The following is an 18,431-nucleotide window of genomic DNA, read 5'->3' on the forward strand; positions in this document are numbered from 1 at the left end:
TTGCGTCTGAATATAGTATAGTAAAATGATTTGTCAGTTTCTAAGAAATTCCGCACAAAAAATTTGAAAAGGACGCAAAAAGCAATATTTTAGTGTAATTGATTTTATATCTGTGTATCTTTATATTTTTGATGAATCTTTCGAATTAATTGGAGGTAAAATGAAAATAGCAGTCTGCGTAAGTCACGTTCCGGATACTGCTACAAAAATTGTTATCGGTTCTGACAGTAAGACAATTGATCCTAACGGCGTTACCTACATAATCAATCCTTATGACGAGTTTGCAGTAGAAGAAGCCCTGAAGACAAAGGAAAAGCTGGGTGGTGAGGTTGTCGTCATTAGTCTGGGGAAAGAAGCAAATAAAGAAACTATCAGGAAGGCCCTTGCCATGGGAGCTGACCAGGGAGTTTTACTGAAGGATGACCTTCAGAGGGACCCTGTTGCAGTGGCAAAGGCACTCTCAGAGGAAATTAAGGCACAGGGAGCCGAACTCGTGTTTTTCGGCAAACAATCTGTTGATTATGACAACTCAATAACAGGACAGCTTACGGCTGAAATGCTCGGATATAATTGCGTATCGGTAGTTGTTGATCTGAAAATTGAGGGCAGTAAAATTATTGCCGAAAGAGAAATTGAAGGCGGTCGTGAAGTCGTTGAAACCAGCCTCCCTGCTGTAATTACAGCCCAGAAAGGCTTAAATGAACCAAGATATGCTTCACTTAAAGGCATAATGGCGGCCAAGAAAAAAGTAATCGAAGAAAAACCCGCTCAACAGTCCGGGAAAACTCTTGAGATCTTAAAGATGAAAAAGCCGGCAATGAAACAGCCCGGCAGAATTATCGGCACCGATAAGACTGCAGTTGCCGAACTGGTCCGTTTACTTAAAGAAGAAGCAAAAGTCATTTAAAAGGGAATTGAATTATGGCAAATAAAATCATAACATTTTTAGAGCAAAGGAATGGCATCCTTAAGAAGTCTTCTCTGGAGACTGCTAAAGAAGCCGTAAAATTGGCTTCTGCGCTTAATTATGAAGTTGAAGCCGTGGCAATCGGAAATAACGTTGAAGATCTTGAAAGCGTCGGCAAATACGGTATAGGTAAGGTTACTTTCTTCAAAAGTGAGAGTCTTGCAAATTATTCCTCATCTGCATACGCCGCTCTGGTTTCAGATTACGCAAAAACAACAGATGCAGACATTTTACTTTTCTCAAATACTGCAATGGGTAAAGATCTTGCACCTCTTGTCTGTGTAAAACTTGCAGCCGGAATACTGATGGACTGCGTGAGCCTGGAGGTTTCATCCGGTGAAATTACTGCTACACGCCCGGTCTTTGCCGGCAAGGCACTCGTTGAGGCAAAAATAACTTCACAGAAGAAAATCTTTACTCTCCGCCCGAACGTTTTTAATATCGGTGAATTGGCTGACAATAAGGCTGAAGTCACGGCTAAAAACGTCGAAAACCCTGATCTCAGAACAAAAGTAGTGGAAGTAAAGAAGTCCGAGGGCAAGCTCGACGTAGCCGAGGCTGAAATTATAGTCTCAGGCGGCCGCGGCCTCAAGGCTCCGGAAAACTTCCACCTGGTCGAGGAACTGGCAGACACCCTTGGCGCCGCAGTCGGAGCCTCACGTGCCGTGGTCGATGCAGGCTGGAGACCTCATAGCGAACAGGTCGGGCAGACGGGGAAGACCGTTTCTCCTAACCTTTATATCGCAGTCGGTATCTCCGGTGCAATCCAGCACCTGGCAGGAATGTCATCCTCCAAATATATCGTCGCTATAAACAAGGATAAGGACGCTCCCATCTTCGGAGTGGCCGACTACGGCATAGCAGGTGATATTTTTGAAGTTCTGCCGGCACTGACAGAAGAGATAAAAAAAATTAAAGGTTAAAAGTCCCCTGGCCCTTTTTTCCCCATAATCCCTTTTTACGGATTTGTGGAATTGAAAAAAAAGCATATTTTATAATAAGGCTCATTAACCTTAAAAGAGGTAGTAATTGAATAAAGTTCAGGTGGAAATACTTGGTTTATCATCCACTCCTTCGGCGGGTGGTGCGTATGCAATCCTTCTAAAGGAAGTCTATGGCGTAAGAAGACTCCCGATTATTATCGGGGCTTTCGAAGCCCAGGCAATTGCACTCGAGATTGAAGGCATCAAGCCCCCGCGCCCCCTTACACATGACCTTCTCAAGAATGTCATAGATAACCTGGGTGCGGCTGTGCAGGAAATCCTTATCGATGAACTGAGGGATAATACTTTCTTTGCTAAAATAGTCCTTGAAGTGTCTTCCCTGACAAACGACGTCGACTCGAGGCCCAGTGACGCTATTGCACTTGCCGTAAGAACACAATCCCCTATTTATGTTAATGAGGAGGTTATGAAGGCGGCTGCTTTTATTCCTTCGGGAGAAGAAGAAGCCGCTGAAAATATGGAGGAGAATATGCCGGACGAGGAACCCACTGAAAAAGCCGCTCCTTCGGGATCGAGGGAATCCAAACTGGCTTCACTTCAGAACCAGCTGCGAGAGGCCCTTGAAAAAGAAGATTATGAAAGGGCGGCCAGAATAAGAGATGAAATTAAAAAGATGACAGATCAGAACTAAAAAAAGCCGGTTAAAAATTTAACCGGCTTTTTTTATTATACTTTATGAACACATCAAAATTTATTTTACCACGTCAAATTTATTTTACAGCCTGAAGTGTCTGCTCTGAGACTATCTTCTCCGTATCGAGCGCTATTACAAGCTCTTCATTTGTAGGTATCTTATAAATCTTAACCCTGCTGTCGCTTTCCGAAATAAGCACTTCTCCATCAGGCCTGCTGTTGTTTATGTTTTGATCCAGCTTTATGCCCAGATAGTCCATATTTTCACACACGGCCGCACGAACCACTTCGGAATTTTCTCCAATTCCGCCCGTAAAAACGAGAGCATCCACGCCGCCCAGTGCAGCTATATAGGATCCTATATATTTCTTGATGCGGTATGTAAACACGTCAAAAGCATACTTTGCCTTCTTGTTGCCTTCCTTGACGGCAGCTTCAATCTCCCTCATGTCGCTGCTTTCGCCGCTGATGCCGATGAGGCCAGAGTGCTTGTTTAAGAGAGTATTGGCTTCAGAAAGCGAGAGGCCTTCTTTTCCCATTACATAGAGAATAAGTGAGGGATCCATGTCGCCTCCCCTTGTTCCCATTAAAAGCCCTTCAAGAGGGGTAAAACCCATTGAGGTATCTATTGAACGCCCCTTGTCAACAGCGGCAATACTGCACCCGTTGCCCAGGTGTGCCGTTATAATCTTCAGCTCTTCAACCGGGCGCCCGAACATAGCTGCGGCCCTGTTTGAAACAAAAAGGTGAGAGGTTCCGTGGAAACCGTAACGCCTTATCTTGTACTTCTTGTAAAGCTCGTATGGAATACCATAAAGGTAAGCATGAGGCGGCATCTGGCTGTGGAATGCCGTATCGAAAACACCAACCTGCGGAGTTCCCGGCATCTGCTTTAAGACTGCCTCAATGCCTTTAATGTTAGGCGGATTGTGAAGCGGCGCAAGCTCAATATTGTCCTTAAGCGCCTGCATAACTTCCTCTGTAATTAAAACTGAACCTGAGAAAGTCTCGCCGCCGTGAACAACCCTGTGGCCTACGGCATCAATTTCACTCTTATCTTTGATCACGCCGTGGTTCTTGCTTAATAAAACCGCAATAACATATTCAATTGCAATTGAGTGATCGAGGATTTCACCTACAATCTTTATTTTTTCTTTTCCGATAGGTGCATGCGTTAAAATAGCACCGCTCATGCCTATTCTTTCAACCAGGCCTTTTGCAAGGACAAGCTTCTCTTCCGTATCAAAGAACTGGTACTTGATTGAGGAGCTGCCGCTGTTTAATACTAATACTTTCATCTATTTATTTAATCTCCTGTTGTTTGCCGTCAGTGTTGTATTTATAAAAACCTTCTCCCGTCTTGCGCCCCAGCTTCTTTTCGCGCACGAGCTTGCGCAGTATCGGGCATGCCCTGTAGCGCGGCTCACCCAGCGTCTTCCAGAGTGTTTCCATCCAGGCTAAAACCTCGTCAAGCCCCATGGCGTCTGCCATTTCAAGAGGACCCATCGGGAAATTGTATCCCATCTTCATTGCCGTATCAATACCCTCGGCCGTAGCAACACCTTCCATTAGTATGTACATTGCTTCATTAAGAAGGGGCACAATGGCTCTTGTAGTTACAAAGCCCGGATATTCATAAACTTCAACAGCGGTTTTGCCTATCCTCTTTGCAAATTCCTTTACCCTTTCAAGCGTGTTTTCTGAGGTGTCAAAAGCCTTTACCAGCTCAACTAAGGGAATCTTAGGTACAGGATTGAGGAAGTGCATTCCAACAATCTTATCCGTTCTTTTTGTTACTTCTGCAATTTTAGTCAGGCTGAGTGTGGAGGTGTTTGAAACAAGAATTGTGCTCGGGTGTGCAATTGAATCGATCTGTCTGAAAATCCCTTTCTTCAGCTCCAGATCTTCATCCACGGCCTCAATTACAAGGTCGCAGTCCGCAATGTCATTAATGTCAACTGTCCATTTAATGCGGCTGAGGATTGACTTCTTCTCGCTTTTTGTCATCGCCCAGCGCCCGATTTCCCTGTCCATGGCTTCCGACAGGTTCTGCTTTGCGCAGTTAAGATGCTCTTCATCTTTTTCCACGATCAGAACATCTACCCCTGAGGAGGAAACAGTCTGTGCAATTCCCTGCCCCATAACGCCCGCTCCGATTATAGCCACTAAATCAATTCTTTCTTTTTCTTCCTTCTGCGGAGCTACACCGAGGAGATCTTCTAGTTTTAATTTTTCTTCGTCCATAATTGGTTCTTACCTATATATATTTTTTAAACTTTTGCCAGTGTGTTTTATGTCTGAATTGAAATGTATGTTACCCGGCAGATGCTAAAAAAGAGCAATTTTTGTTCCAGAAAATACTCCCTAAATCAGCTCATATTCAATATATTTATTTATCCTTTATTATAAATAATAATCAATGGGCGTTAAAATGAGAACAAGAGCTTAATCTCCCTCTTTATTAAAACCACAGGAAACCTGAAGAAATTCCTTAAAAAGGGAGTAATTTTTGTTTATTCAAAGGATTAATTTTCTTATAATAGTGTCAAAAAAGAGAGCTTCTGTTTTAGCTTCAACAAGTCTTTTTTTCCTTTACGTTAGTCGCAAATTAAATTCTGTATACAATGACCCCTGAAGAAATTCTGCTGAAATACTTTGGACACGGGACTTTCCGCACAGGACAGCGCGAGATAATCACATCCATACTGGAGGGAGAAAACGTTCTTGCCATCCTCCCGACCGGAGGCGGTAAGTCAATCTGCTTTCAAGTCCCTGCGCTTATGAGCCCGAGGCTTTCAATCGTTATATCCCCTCTTATTGCCCTGATGAAAGACCAGGTCGACCAGCTGAACAGTACAGAAACCGTTGCTGCATTTATTAACAGCACGGTCGGATACCTTGAAACAGAAGAAATTTTCCGCGGCATTGTAGAAGGTAAAATAAAACTTTTATACCTGGCCCCGGAAAAACTGGAGGCGGGACAGTTTGCAGATAAGATAAGGTCGCTTAATGCGGAATACCTTTTTGTCGATGAAGCCCACTGCATTTCTGAATGGGGCCATAACTTCCGCCCCGGCTTCAGGAAAATAAAGAGCTTTGCCGAATATACAGGCATCAAAAAAATCGCGGCCTTCACGGCTACTGCAACGCCTGAAGTTGTTGAGGATATTGCACTGCAGCTCGGGATGAAAAATCCCAGAGTCTTCATCAAGGGCTTTGAAAGAGAAAACCTTTCCTTAAGCGTAGTTAAAACGACGAAGAAAAAAATCGAATGCTTTAATCTTGTCTCCTCCTATGGCACACCGGCAATTATCTATGCCGCTTCAAGAAAAAAATGCGAACAGATCACGGATTTCCTTAACCTTTATAACCTTAATGCCGCCTGCTACCACGCGGGACTTGCAGCGGAAAGAAGAAAACATATCCAGGAGGAATTCCTCTCCGGCAAAATTGACATTATTGTTGCCACAAACGCATTCGGCATGGGTATAGATAAAAAAGATATACGGCTCGTCATTCACTACAACATGCCGGGTACAATTGAAAGTTACTACCAGGAGATCGGACGCGCTGGACGCGACGGCAAAGACTCGCATGCCGTCATGCTCTTCGATGAAAACGACAGGCAAATACACGAATATTTTATCCGGAACTCATACCCCGATAAGGATCTTATTACGGGCGTGTATAATGCTTTATGCGACTTTGGCAGAATTGCCCTCGGGACAAAGTCGGATAAGCCCATACCTGTTAATGAAACCTATATTGCAGGCTATATTAAAAAAGACATTTCTAAGACTCTCCTTAGTTCAGTCCTTAATTCCCTGGAGATGGCGGGCTACATAAAACCGGTCTCTTCCTTCGGACAGAAGTATATGGCGCAGTTTACCTGCGACGTTGAAACGCTGAAGGAATATACAAAGTCTGTTTCAAACAACACTTTAAGAGATATAATAGTTATCCTCCTGAAGAAATACGGCACAGGAATTATTAACTCCCCTACTCCGATATCACCCGAGGAACTGGCGGCAAACTACGGCATTTCACCTGAATACGTCTATCAGACTCTTGAACTCTTAGACAGCCTGGGCATAATGGACCTCATCAGGCCAACATCTGATAACAGGGTGGCGCTTACAAAAACCAGGGTCAGGGATGAATACCTTTTCCTGGAATACGACAAAATAATGCGTAACTGCAATAACGCCCGGAAGAAGCTTGATGAGATGGTAAGCTACGCATATTCTGATAAGTGCCGGATGAAATTTATTGTTAATTATTTCGGACAGAATGACGATAACTTCAGCTGCGGCAAGTGTGACAACTGCACTGGAAACACCGAAGTGCCCTCTTCCCTTTCGGATTACCTCTCGGAGCTGATACTCCGCGCGGCTTCCGAAAGTTGCGATGGTATTTCAGAGGCAAAACTTATTGCCCTTCTGCAGGGAAAATCTTCTGCGGCCCAGATGGGCTCATCCCCCCTTTTCGGAAGCTGCTCCAAATACTCATCAACAGAACTTAAGAGCGTTATTGAATCGCTTTATGCAGAGTCCTTGCTTGAACATGAAGGCTCCTACAGGAAAAAAATCCTTATCTCGAAGAAAGGACTGGAATTCCTGGATGAAAGGGACTTCTCCCCTATTCTTCAAAATGTGGAGGAACCGCGCGATGCTGAAGACAGCCTGGAGCTTTTCAATAGTCTGCGCGAGGTCAGAAGCCAGGCTTCCCGGAAGTTCCAGCAGGCAGACGAACTCATATGCCCCGACGCGGTCCTAAGAGAGCTTGCAAAGCTTAAGCCTTCATCCTACAGTGCAATTCTGGGAGTAAAGGGTTTTAACCAGCGCATGTTTAACAAAATAGGGCAGAATTTTCTTGAGGTCATTCAGGAATTTATTAAGAGCAGGCCTGAGGGTAAAAAAGAGGACAGTCAAAGACAGGTGCCGCAGGTCTTAAGTGAAACCTATGCGCTTCTTAAAGAGCGCTACCCTCTTTCAGACATAGCATCCTTAAGAAAGCTTAATGAGACCGTTATATCGATGCAGATTGAAACAATCCTTGAGATGTTTCCGGATCTGGACATATCATACCTTTTCCAGGGAAATGATTACGCCATTATAACAGATGAAATCGGTAAAGGCTATATGGATCTGAAGGACCTGAAAAGCCGCCTTCCTGAAAATATTGGATTCCCCCTTATCAGAATTGCCGCCGCAAAAATGAAAAATAAGAAACGGCGCTAAACCTTGTTATTCTTTCTTATTGCGGCAAGACGGGCATTTACCTTGTCAAAAAAGTCCTTCCAGCGTTCGGGCTTTTCAGAGTAGTAATTAAGTGTGGCTTTATATTCTTCTAATGAGATGTCATATTTGGCAAATACCTTCTGCCTTTCAGACTTAACCACGTTAATGTCGCCGCTGCTTTTTTCAGATGCAATCAGCAGATCCACATAAAATGCGGCAAACTTTTCGTCGTCTTTGATTACTTTCCTGTCGGAGCATGAACTAAGAGCAAAGACAAACAGTATTATCCCGAGATATTTTAAGGATTTCAATTTTAATTCTCTTGCTTTAACTTCTCTTGCTGGCTTCAAATAAGATCTTCTTCTCACGCTCTGTCAGATTCTGATATCCGCTCTGGCTTATCTTGTCGAGTATTCGGTCTATCTCTTCCTGTGTAATCGGATTTTCTTCTTTTTTGTTTATTTCATAATAATCTGCGTCAACAACTTTTTCATCGTTGTTAATAAAAGGCCTCCTCCGGAACTGTGCCTGCCGGGGTGAATAAGGCTTCTTATACGACGAAAAGATGTTCCTCAGGCTGAAGCCGCTCCTGGAATCAAGCAGTATGAATGCAAAACCCACTACGGCGCCGCCTATATGAGCCAGGTGCGCTACGAGAGACATATCTCCTGCCGAGAGGAATTCAAGCACAACAAGAAAAGCAATCAGGTACTTTGCCTTTACTGGAATGAGGAAGTAAATGAAGATATACCTGTCTGGAAACATCATTGCAAAGGCTATCATCACGCCGTAAATTGCGCCTGAGGCGCCGATTGTTGGAGCCATCATATCTGCAATCACAGGTGAGAGCAGAAGGTGCGCAAGGCCGCCGCCTATTCCGCAGACCAGGTAAAAAATGAGAAATTTCTTTGATCCCCACAAGTTTTCAATTTCCATTCCGAACATCCAGAGCGCAAACATATTAAAGAAGATATGAGAAAAACTTCCGTGGAGGAACTGGTAAGTTATGAGCTGCCAGATAAAAAACCCGTGCCCTAAGGGCATGAGGGCGAAATACTGGTTTATCTTGTCACTGGCTATAACACCGTCGACGCTTACGCTCGAGAGAATTAAATTTGTAACCAGAAACACCACGACGTTAATGATCAAAAGATTTTTGATCACCGGTGGAAAAAAGCTGAAACCGCCGAAACCGGTCGGCCTGTAATAATCACGCTCGGAATACATTAAACTTCCTTTTTTCTTTTACCTTCTTTAAATTAAAACATATTACAGAAAAAAATAATTCATTTCAAATTCTGATACACTCTGAAGCTCTCATGGGTTTCAGGAGAATCCTAAAAAAAATACGGGAACGCGCACGTAAATGCGCGCCCCTTCAATTTATCCGTAAGCAAAAGCCAGTTGAGGCTATTTTGCTTCATTTAATGCTGCAACTCCGGGAAGAGTCTTTCCTTCCAGAAATTCCAGTGATGCTCCGCCGCCGGTCGAGACGTGCGAAACCTTCTCTTCAAGCCCGGCTTTCTTAATTGCAGCTGCCGAGTCTCCGCCGCCTATAATGGTTGTTGCACCCTTTCCTGTGGCCTCAACAAGCGCCTCTGCAATTGCATTTGTGCCTTTTGCAAAATTGTCAAATTCAAAAACTCCCATTGGGCCGTTCCAGATGACAGTCTTGCTCTTTAAGACCTCGGCCTTAAAAAGTTCAATTGTCTTTGGACCTATATCCATTCCCATCTTCTCCGCAGGAATATTCTTGATGTCCACAACTTCTGAGGGTGAATCGTTGCTGAAATCATCTGCAACCACTACGTCGACCGGAAGCAGGAAGTTGACCTTTGAGTTCTTTGCCTTTTCAAGTATTTCCTTGGCCAGACCAATCTTCTCTTCTTCAAGAAGCGATTTGCCTATTTCATAACCCATGGCCTTATAGAAAGTGTAAGCCATGCCGCCCCCAATGATCAGTGTGTCGACCTTCGGGAAAAGGTTCTGTATAACGTCAATCTTGCCCGATATCTTTGCGCCGCCTAAGATTGCGCAGTACGGCCTTTCAGGTTCTGAGATTGCCTTGCCCAGGTAATCAAGCTCTTTCTGCATCAGGTATCCTGAGGCATTAACCTTAATATACTTTGTCACTCCTTCTGTAGAAGCGTGTGCGCGGTGAGCGCTTCCAAAGGCGTCGTTAATGTAAACTTCGCCAAGCTCTGAAAGCTGCTTTGCAAATTCAGGATTGTTTTTCTCTTCTTCTGCGTGAAATCTTAAATTCTCAAGCAGAACCACGTCGCCGTCCTTCATTGAATTAACAAGGCTCTTTACCTCTTCACCAACACAGTCGGGAGCCATTTTAACTTCTTTTCCGAGCAGTTCGGAAAGTCTTTTTGCCGCCGGCTTAAGGCTGTATTTGGGGTTTGGTTGACCCTTGGGCCTTCCCAGGTGGCTCATTAAAATAACCTTTCCCCCCTCGTTTATTATCTTCTTTATAGTAGGTAAAGATGAGGTTATTCTGATATCATCGGTTATATTCAGATTTTCATCCAAAGGCACGTTGAAATCCACTCTTACCAGGACTTTTTTGCCTTTGAGATCCACCTGGTCAATTGACAATTTGTTCATTTATCCTCCGCTTAAAAATAATTTATGAAAAAATAAGTAAAAGAGCTACATTTCATACTTCCCCCATGCTGAAGCCTTTTTACTTTTTGCGATCATTCAGGCTGATAAAAATTGCCTGGAAAGATCAGAATGTATAAATATAAAAAAAGACGCAGCCTATTTTAATAGGGAAACTGCGTCTTTAAAAAAGATAGTATCTATCTTAAAAGATTACTTGCTAATCTTGAAAAGAAGATCTACTACTCTGCAGGAATATCCCCATTCGTTGTCATACCAGCCTACAACCTTAACCATTTTACCCATGGTCATTGTTGAGAGGGCGTCGAATATGCATGAATGAGAATTGTGAATGATGTCGGCTGAAACTATAGGATCTTCTGTGTATTCAAGAACACCCTTCATTGCGCCTTCAGCAGCTTTCTTCATTGCAGCGTTGATTTCATCAACTGTAGCTTCTTTCTTCAGTTCTGCAACGAAATCTGTGATTGATCCGTCAGGTGTAGGAACTCTGAGTGAAAATCCATCAAGCTTTCCCTTCAGTTCAGGAATAACTTTTCCAACCGTCTTTGCAGCGCCTGTAGTTGTAGGAATAATTGAAACAGCTGCGCTTCTTGCTCTTCTTAAATCCTTGTGGGGAAGGTCAAGAACTCTCTGGTCGTTTGTATAAGAGTGAACTGTAGTCATAAAACCTTTTTCAACACCAAAGGTATCATTAAGAACCTTAACCATCGGAGCCAGGCAGTTTGTTGTGCAGGATGCATTTGAAACAACCTGTTCGTTGCCTGTCAGTACGTTGTCATTAACGCCCAAGACTACTGTAGCATCTATTTCGCCCTTTGAAGGAACGGTAAGGATTACCTTCTTTGCTCCTGCTGTGATGTGTGCCATGCACTGCTCTTTTGAAGCAAAAACACCTGTCGACTCGATTACTACGTCAACGCCTTTCCAGTTAAGCTTTGAAGGATCCTTCTCTGCTGTAATCTTTATTTTATCCCCATTAACAATCAGATCATTTCCGTCAACTTCAACGGTACCGTTAAACTTGCCGTGTACTGAATCATACTTAAGCAGGTGTGCTAAAGTCTTTGCATCAGTCAGATCATTGATACCAACAAAATCAACGTTGCCCAATTCCAAACATCTTCTGAATACAAGTCTTCCGATTCGGCCAAAACCATTGATACCAACTTTTACTGCCATTTTATTTCCTCCATTTCAGTTTTTTTTAATTGTGGTAATAATATACTTATTTATCCCTTTATATTCAATTTTAAGTTATGAATTTTACACGGTTATTGTACCAAAACTACACATTAAATGCAACATCCGTCACAATAAAATGTGCCACAACCCGGGAAAACTAAAACTCTTCCGTAAAATCAATCAGTTAATATAAGTAATAACTAATTAAAAATAATAACAAAAAAATAGTAATTTATTAAAAAATTGTTATATTAGCATAAAATGAGTTCCCAAAATATTACTGGCTTTCCGTCAGAGAATAGGTAAGAATCAACATAATTTAAAAGAGGGGTTAATTATGTCTTCTTTATCGGAATTTCTGTTGAACGTTCCTATCTTTACCGACCTGGAGCACGAGGCTCTGGAGATGATTGCCAACGTTGGCAAGCACAAGTTCTATGAAAAGGATAGTATCATTTTGATGGAAGAAGAGGCAGGCAGTGCACTCTTTGTTATTATCAGCGGGAAGGTTAAGGTCTCCAGAACAAGCAACGACGGCCGTGAAGTTATTCTGACCATACTTGGCGAAAGCGACTTCTTCGGCGAAATGGCTATTCTAGACGGCCTGAAACGTTCGGCTAGCGTTATTGCCATTGAGGACTCGGAACTCTTTATTGTGCAGAGAAACGATTTCCTTAATCTCTTGAGGATTCATCCTGAGGTCTCAATTTCACTTCTGCAGGAACTGACAAGCCGCCTCAGAAGCGCCGATATGAAAATTAAATCCCTCTCACTCAAGGATGCCGAAGGCAAGGTGGCCTCCGTAATTCTTCAGATTGCCGATGAGATCGGGAAAATTCGCCAGGGCATCGTGGAAATTGAAAGACTCCCCCTGCAGCAGGACCTTGCTAATATGGCCGGGACTTCAAGAGAAACAATTTCAAGAACCATCCATTCATTTGCAAAAAAAGGACTCGTTGAACTGGATGGCTCACGGCTTAGAATATTAAATTACGACAAGTTTAAGGAGAATTTCGGCTGAGAACTTTTTTCGGCCGGGAAAAGATTAGATTGATGAGCTCTAAAATAGATTTACATTTGCATACTACCTGTTCAGATGGTGTCTGTTCCCCGCTGGAAATAGTTTATAAGGCTAAGAAAGCTGGACTAGATGTTATTAGCATTACAGATCACGATAATCTTGCCGGCATTGAAGCAGCCGCGGAATTCGGAAAACAGATGGACGTGGAGGTTATCCCGGGAGTGGAAATCTCAACGGATATTGAAGATAAGGAAGTCCACCTTCTGGGCTACTTTATTGACATATATCACGATGAATTCCAGAAATACCTCAGCTTCTTCCGCCAGGAACGCTATAACCGCGCTCTCAGGATCGTTAAGAAGCTGAACCGCCAGGGCGTCTTTATTTCAATCGAAAGCGTGCTGCAGAAGGCTAAAAACGGAGCCGTGGGAAGACCTCACATAGCTCAGACCTTAATTGAAGCAGGCTATGTTAATAACTTCTATGAGGCTTTCGACAAGTATATCGGCAACCAGTGCCCTGCCTTTGAAAGAAAGATCCACCTTTCACCGCAAAGCGCTCTGAAACTGATCAGCGACGCCGGGGGACTTTCATTTATTGCTCATCCGGGCTACGTCAGCGAAAAAATTCTGCTGAGCCTCATTAACGCGGGAATTGACGGAATAGAAGTAGTCCACCCGTCTCATAACCAGAACCAGGTAAAGTACTACCGCGGGATCGTAAATGAATACTGCCTCCTGGCCTCAGGGGGAAGTGACTACCATGGCGGAAAACGCGAGGACGAACAGAACCTCGGGAAATTCTACATTACGCGCAACAACCTGGACGCCATGAAGAAAATGCTCGTTAAAAACAGCGCATGAAAATCAGCAACTGAAAACTAGCGGCTGAAAATCATCGCCCGGGACTTTTAAGAAAGCAATATTAAGCTTATATTTCAACCATTAATTGAACTAATTCAGGAATGTCCAAAAATGCCAAGAGTAATTGAAGGTAAACTTTCAGCAAAGGATTATAAGTTTGCATTGGTAGTAAGCAGGTTCAACGATTTCATCAGCCAGAAGCTCCTTGAAGGCGCACTGGATTGCCTCAACAGACACCACGCTGAGGACGACAACATAGATATTGTTAAGGTGCCGGGATCTTTTGAAATCCCCCTTGCCGCTTCCCGTCTTGCAGACTCACAGAAGTATAACGCCATAATCTGCCTCGGAGCAGTAATCCGCGGGGCAACACCCCACTTTGATTACGTCGCTTCTGAGGTTTCAAAGGGTATCGCACAGACTTCACTTAAGTCAGGCGTGCCCATAGCATTCGGAGTCCTTACTACAGACACAATTGAACAGGCTATCGAACGCGCCGGAACAAAATCGGGAAACAAGGGCTGGGATGCAGCTCTTACGGCAATTGAAATGGCTGACCTCATGAATAACTTCCAGGCTGAAAAGTAAACCATTTTTCCTAAATACCTTTTTTAAGGGATGTGCCCTTGGCATGTCCCTTTTTTATTTCCCGGCAGTCTTAAATTCCTTCCCGTCAAAATAGAGCTGCGAATACCCGCGGGGATTCCTGAAATAAACCCCTGCAATTGACTGCGGCACGTTGTTTTCACCCAGGAAAGTTTTTATCCTTATTCTTACCCCTTCAGGCTCAGCATCGATTGCCTCATTATGAATAGCAGCCCTCGATTCTCCCCCGTAAGGCAGAAAGCGCCCGTTATTTATGTGGAATACAAGTGAAGTGTCCGTTTTTTCCACGAGCTTTATGCTGCTCTCAAAACCGCTCATTTCACTCCTCAGTGGCGTAATAACGGCAGCATTTTTGTCCTTCAGACCCCATTGAACCGATTCCTGTATTCCAAGCTTCATCATCGGAATTCTTGTCAGCTTGTCAGGTGTGGCCCAAACGTAGACCGTATCGGTTTTTATTTCATCCTTTACACCGCTCAGGCTCATTAGAGCATGGTCCATCCTTTTCCCTACACTCCCCCACCTGAGCATGAGACTGAAGTCATATACCGATGAGGAAAGTATAACGAGAAGGAATAATACAAGTGAAGCCTTCTTTGAGAAAGAACCGGCCTTTATATTCTCCCCCGCGGCAGATGCTGCCCAGACGAGCCCAATCGACGCTGTAAAAACATACCAGCGCATAAGCGTCGGCAGCCCGGGCAGAATAAATACAGTAAACCACGCTAAGGATGTAATAAGAATCCAAATCAAATGCCTGTCAGTTCTTAGGGGCTTCCTGTATATGAAAAGTATATAGAAAATAATTAAGAAAACCAGGGCACCCAGCACCAGAAGAACCCTTGAAGTGGAGGCCAGAAGTTCCAGCGACTCCGGAGAAAAAAAGCTGAGAGGTATGTATATAATAAAATTTTGTACCCACCTGAAAATGCCTGAATGGGCAAAATGGTTTGAACTGAAGGGTGTTCCCCCGATAAAGTACCACCTGTAAAGAAGAATGCACGCAATAATGACAATGCCTGCTAAGGTGTCCCTGAGGGCAGTAACGGTTTTTCTTTTCTTTAAGTCTCTTCCCGCAATGAGTGCAATTACCGGAATGAGGACGCCCGCAAATGCCGACTCCTTAATGAGTGCCGAAAGAAGGAGCAGTACATAAAAAAGAATTACATTCCTTCTGCCAGAACTTTCTTTCCCCAGAACATCTGCATAAGTGCAGAATGCCGCAAGAAGCATAATTGTAACAAGTGATTCTCCCTGGTCTGCAATCCACGCGGCCTGATATTCATGTGAAGGAAGTACGGCAAACAGTATTGCGCCAAGGGCAGAGTAGGTTTTGGATAGTCCCGCCTTCTCCCCCGCCTTTGCAACGAAGAGGCAGCATAAGGCATATAAAAGTAGGCTCGCAACTCTGAATACCATGGGATGAAAGCCCGCCGTAAGCAGTATCAATGGATGCAGCACATTGCCCAGAGGCCTCCAGTAAAAGTTCGAAACGTCAGGCATGTAGAATGGCCTTAAAATTGAGATCCACCCCTTCCCTGCGTGGTAGCCGAGAATCTGGTAATCGTCGTTAATAAAGGGAATAAAGACCGCGGGCAGCCAGGCAATTACAGCAGAAAGAAAAACTGCATAGTAAGGATATTTCCTGACAATTTTTTTTATCTGTTCAGGCATTTAAGCACAGCAAATTGTTCAAAAATGAATTATAATATTGGCTTCAGGCATCCTTTTGGAAAGCCAGGCAGTAATCTACTTAAAGAAAAATCTTTATTCAAATGTCTTCCAGCATTCCGGGAAGTAATTTTGCTTAATAGCGGTATTTTTTTGATCCTTATCAATATACTTCAATTTGTACTTCCCGATTTTGTTAAAAGTATTATATTTGTAATTTAATTTAGTTCTTATTGGCAAAGACTATAACTGAATATTTAATCTTTCTTGAAATACACAGGAAAACTACATGAAGCCCAGAACAATTCTTACAGCCGTTACACTGCTGCTCTTAAGCTGGTCCTTATACCCGCAGCAGATAGGAACATGGAGAAACTATTCCAACATGCAGAACGTAAATGCTGCACAGGCATCTAATGATGGAATGTGGGCGGCTACTTCAGGCGGTGCATTCTTCTATAGCTTCAGCGACAGCTCTTACCTGAAACTCACTAAAGTAGAAGGCCTAAGCAGCAATTCGCTTATGTCGCTTGCAATAGACAAAAATGGCATGATCTGGTTAGGCGGCGAATCGGGAACAATTGACGTTTATGACAATGCTAAGAGGGCTTTTGTAAAGAATATACTCGATATATCCTCTCTGGACAGGGGACAAAAGAAAATAAACTACTTTTTTGTCACAGGCGACTCGATGTATGTAGCAACGGATTTCGGCGTTTCACTAATGAAAACCGGTGATTTTACTTTCCAGGATTCGTACCTTAAGCTCGGAAGCTTTCCTTCAGATACAAAGGTTAATTCAATTTTCCACAAAGGACTCCTTTACGCTGCTACTGAAAACGGCGTGGCAATGCAGAAGCCCGGGACTTCTAACCTCTCGGCTCCTGAATCCTGGATTAACTTTACGGTTGCACAGGGGCTCCCTTCCAACTCAGTGACAAGAATTGTGAGCTTCAGGGATTCAATTATTGCCGCAACAGCCGGGGGGCTGGCTTTTCTAAATGGAGACTCCTGGACGAGCATTCTGCCTCAGATTGGGGCATCTTCAGTAGTGGACCTTCTGGTCAAAGGCGACTCACTTATGATTGCAACGCCCCTTACAATAAGCATTTATTATAACGGCACGATTTCCACAGCAGCACAGGTGCCCGCAAATGCAGCTTTTACCGGCATCATATCAGCTAATTCGCACGGGCTTTTTGCTAAAACCACACGGGGACTCATGAGCATTTCCTCAGGAGCTCTTTACTTCCCCGAAGGCCCTGCCTCAAACCTCTTTAACGGATTGTCTGTCGACAGGAGCGGCAGCCTTTGGTCTGGCAGCGGTACGGGAAAAGGCGCAGCAGGTTTTTACACATTTAATGGCCAGACCTGGACAAATTATTCAGGCAGCAGCCTGCCGGCCCCGGCAAGTTCTCCAACATTTTTTAAGACATATATCGCGCCCGATAATACACCTTATGTGATGGGCTGGGGTGAAGGATTCTTCAGGTACAAGGACGGACATTTTCAGCTTTTTAACAACTCTAACTCCCCTCTTGTCGGAACACCTGAAAACCCCGCCTATGTGGTTATTCAGGGGCTTTCAACCGACTCTAAGGGCAACCTTTGGGTGCTCACATATAAATCGGGCAACAAAATTCCATTATACGTCCTTAAGACTGACAGCACCTGGGGCACAGTTACAAGCTCCCTTTTCACTAATAAAGTAATGCTGGGGTTCGACCTTGTGGTTGACCAGTACGATACCAAGTTTTTCCTCCTTAACGGGGAGCTGACTTCTTCAGCAGCCAGCGCTTTGTACTTCTATAACGGCGAGAGTCCGCTCTACGCGGACGATAGTTATAACGATAAGGGATTTGGATATATTTCAAGCACCAACAGCGCCCTTAATTCTAGCAGCATTAACGCCCTGGCGCTCGACCGCAGGGGTGAACTCTGGGTGGCTACAAGCAGCGGAATTTTTGTAATACCCGATACACGCGACCCGTTTGCAAATATCAGTACTGTCGAGCCTCTGCGCTCACGCGTGGTTAACTGTATTGCCGTTGACGCGCTCAACCAGAAGTGGGTTGGTACTCCGCAGGGAGTCTTTGTGGTCTCTTCAGACGGAACAAAGCTCATAAATAATTACACCGCATCAAACAGCCCCCTGCCAAGCGATATTGTAAAAAGCATTGCAATAGATAACAATACTGGCACGGTCTACATGGGAACTGACTATGGCCTGACTTCTGTTACTACTACAGCCGTTAAACCACAGGAGAGCTTCACAGGAATGTTCGTCTATCCAAATCCTGTGGTCATTCAAAACGGATCTCCCGTTAAAATAACAATTGAAGGCCTGGTAAGGGATTCGGATATTAAAATTCTTTCTATATCAGGCAAGGTGTTGAACACTTTCACCTCCCCCGGAGCAGGAGTTGCGGTCTGGGACGGCAAAGACCTGGAAGGCAATTACGTTCCAAGCGGCATATATATAATTGTTGCTTACGATAAAGACGGAACAAACGTTTCTTCGGCCAAGGTGGCCATACTCAGAAAATAAAACGGGTTCAGACAAAAACAGGCTTTTGAGGCTTTAATTCAGCTATATTAACTAAGAAAAGTAGA

The 18,431-nt window shown here is 43.9% G+C and carries 15 protein-coding genes; 8 read left to right on the forward strand and 7 right to left on the reverse strand.

What is annotated here, in order from left to right; all coding sequences use genetic code 11:
- Positions 1-160 precede the first annotated feature (160 nt).
- From HF312_00135 to HF312_00145, 3 genes are all read left to right on the forward strand, one after another.
- Positions 161-907 (forward strand): electron transfer flavoprotein subunit beta/FixA family protein, encoded by a 747-nt coding sequence (locus HF312_00135; protein ID MCU7518590.1) that lies wholly within the window; start codon positions 161-163, stop codon positions 905-907.
- Between the two features lie 14 nt (positions 908-921).
- Positions 922-1,890 (forward strand): electron transfer flavoprotein subunit alpha/FixB family protein, encoded by a 969-nt coding sequence (locus HF312_00140; GenBank protein MCU7518591.1) that lies wholly within the window; start codon positions 922-924, stop codon positions 1,888-1,890.
- A 106-nt stretch (positions 1,891-1,996) separates the two neighbouring features.
- Positions 1,997-2,602 (forward strand): bifunctional nuclease family protein, encoded by a 606-nt coding sequence (locus tag HF312_00145; protein MCU7518592.1) that lies wholly within the window; start codon positions 1,997-1,999, stop codon positions 2,600-2,602.
- A 79-nt stretch (positions 2,603-2,681) separates the two neighbouring features.
- Here HF312_00145 and HF312_00150 read toward each other — a convergent pair whose 3' ends face one another.
- Both HF312_00150 and HF312_00155 read right to left on the reverse strand, forming a co-directional pair.
- Complete coding sequence (locus tag HF312_00150; protein ID MCU7518593.1) at positions 2,682-3,902, reverse strand: acetate kinase; 1,221 nt, start codon at positions 3,900-3,902, stop codon at positions 2,682-2,684.
- 4 nt (positions 3,903-3,906) lie between these two features.
- Positions 3,907-4,848: an NAD(P)-binding domain-containing protein gene (locus tag HF312_00155; GenBank protein MCU7518594.1), complete on the reverse strand. Its 942-nt coding sequence runs from the start codon at positions 4,846-4,848 to the stop codon at positions 3,907-3,909.
- A 380-nt stretch (positions 4,849-5,228) separates the two neighbouring features.
- Between HF312_00155 and HF312_00160 the strand changes: the two genes are divergently transcribed.
- Entirely contained in the window at positions 5,229-7,844 is a 2,616-nt protein-coding gene (locus HF312_00160; protein ID MCU7518595.1) for a RecQ family ATP-dependent DNA helicase, read from the forward strand.
- Here the strand turns inward: HF312_00160 and HF312_00165 are convergent.
- The 4 genes from HF312_00165 to gap all read right to left on the reverse strand — a co-directional run bounded on the left by HF312_00165 (position 7,841) and on the right by gap (position 11,654).
- A complete protein-coding gene (locus HF312_00165; protein ID MCU7518596.1) occupies positions 7,841-8,155 on the reverse strand; it encodes a DUF4296 domain-containing protein in 315 nt (104 codons plus the stop codon). The two genes, HF312_00160 and HF312_00165, sit on opposite strands and share 4 nt — an antisense overlap.
- A 16-nt stretch (positions 8,156-8,171) precedes the next feature.
- Complete coding sequence (locus HF312_00170) at positions 8,172-9,071, reverse strand: rhomboid family intramembrane serine protease (GenBank protein MCU7518597.1); 900 nt, start codon at positions 9,069-9,071, stop codon at positions 8,172-8,174.
- A gap of 183 nt (positions 9,072-9,254) precedes the next feature.
- Complete coding sequence (locus tag HF312_00175) at positions 9,255-10,454, reverse strand: phosphoglycerate kinase (protein ID MCU7518598.1); 1,200 nt, start codon at positions 10,452-10,454, stop codon at positions 9,255-9,257.
- 210 nt (positions 10,455-10,664) lie between these two features.
- A complete protein-coding gene (gene gap / locus HF312_00180; protein ID MCU7518599.1) occupies positions 10,665-11,654 on the reverse strand; it encodes a type I glyceraldehyde-3-phosphate dehydrogenase in 990 nt (329 codons plus the stop codon).
- 340 nt (positions 11,655-11,994) lie between these two features.
- Here gap and HF312_00185 point away from each other — a divergent pair, with 340 nt between their 5' ends.
- The 3 genes from HF312_00185 to HF312_00195 all read left to right on the forward strand — a co-directional run bounded on the left by HF312_00185 (position 11,995) and on the right by HF312_00195 (position 14,129).
- A complete protein-coding gene (locus tag HF312_00185; GenBank protein MCU7518600.1) occupies positions 11,995-12,678 on the forward strand; it encodes a Crp/Fnr family transcriptional regulator in 684 nt (227 codons plus the stop codon).
- Positions 12,679-12,710: 32 nt separating this feature from the next.
- Positions 12,711-13,541 carry a PHP domain-containing protein gene (locus HF312_00190; protein MCU7518601.1) on the forward strand — a complete coding sequence of 277 codons (831 nt, stop codon included), beginning with the start codon at positions 12,711-12,713 and terminating at the stop codon, positions 13,539-13,541.
- Positions 13,542-13,652: 111 nt separating this feature from the next.
- A complete protein-coding gene (locus HF312_00195) occupies positions 13,653-14,129 on the forward strand; it encodes a 6,7-dimethyl-8-ribityllumazine synthase (protein MCU7518602.1) in 477 nt (158 codons plus the stop codon).
- A 54-nt stretch (positions 14,130-14,183) separates the two neighbouring features.
- On the opposite strand, the gene HF312_00200 is transcribed toward HF312_00195, so the two are convergent.
- Positions 14,184-15,821, reverse strand: coding sequence for a hypothetical protein (locus HF312_00200; protein ID MCU7518603.1), 1,638 nt, complete (start codon positions 15,819-15,821; stop codon positions 14,184-14,186).
- Between the two features lie 286 nt (positions 15,822-16,107).
- Between HF312_00200 and HF312_00205 the strand changes: the two genes are divergently transcribed.
- A complete protein-coding gene (locus HF312_00205; protein ID MCU7518604.1) occupies positions 16,108-18,366 on the forward strand; it encodes a hypothetical protein in 2,259 nt (752 codons plus the stop codon).
- Positions 18,367-18,431 lie beyond the last annotated feature (65 nt).

This window comes from Ignavibacteria bacterium, from assembly GCA_025612375.1.
Classification (GTDB): domain Bacteria; phylum Bacteroidota; class Ignavibacteria; order Ignavibacteriales; family SURF-24; genus JAAXKN01.

Excerpts from the sequence above, each read along its gene's own strand:
- HF312_00135 (MCU7518590.1), top strand. The coding sequence starts at position 161 with ATGAAAATAGCAGTCTGCGTAAGTCACGTTCCGGATACTGCTACAAAA.
- HF312_00140 (MCU7518591.1), top strand. The coding sequence starts at position 922 with ATGGCAAATAAAATCATAACATTTTTAGAGCAAAGGAATGGCATCCTT.
- HF312_00150 (MCU7518593.1), bottom strand. The coding sequence starts at position 3,902 with ATGAAAGTATTAGTATTAAACAGCGGCAGCTCCTCAATCAAGTACCAG.
- HF312_00155 (MCU7518594.1), bottom strand. The coding sequence starts at position 4,848 with ATGGACGAAGAAAAATTAAAACTAGAAGATCTCCTCGGTGTAGCTCCG.
- HF312_00160 (MCU7518595.1), top strand. The coding sequence starts at position 5,229 with ATGACCCCTGAAGAAATTCTGCTGAAATACTTTGGACACGGGACTTTC.
- HF312_00170 (MCU7518597.1), bottom strand. The coding sequence starts at position 9,071 with ATGTATTCCGAGCGTGATTATTACAGGCCGACCGGTTTCGGCGGTTTC.
- HF312_00175 (MCU7518598.1), bottom strand. The coding sequence starts at position 10,454 with ATGAACAAATTGTCAATTGACCAGGTGGATCTCAAAGGCAAAAAAGTC.
- gap (MCU7518599.1), bottom strand. The coding sequence starts at position 11,654 with ATGGCAGTAAAAGTTGGTATCAATGGTTTTGGCCGAATCGGAAGACTT.
- HF312_00185 (MCU7518600.1), top strand. The coding sequence starts at position 11,995 with ATGTCTTCTTTATCGGAATTTCTGTTGAACGTTCCTATCTTTACCGAC.
- HF312_00190 (MCU7518601.1), top strand. The coding sequence starts at position 12,711 with ATGAGCTCTAAAATAGATTTACATTTGCATACTACCTGTTCAGATGGT.
- HF312_00195 (MCU7518602.1), top strand. The coding sequence starts at position 13,653 with ATGCCAAGAGTAATTGAAGGTAAACTTTCAGCAAAGGATTATAAGTTT.
- HF312_00200 (MCU7518603.1), bottom strand. The coding sequence starts at position 15,821 with ATGCCTGAACAGATAAAAAAAATTGTCAGGAAATATCCTTACTATGCA.
- HF312_00205 (MCU7518604.1), top strand. The coding sequence starts at position 16,108 with ATGAAGCCCAGAACAATTCTTACAGCCGTTACACTGCTGCTCTTAAGC.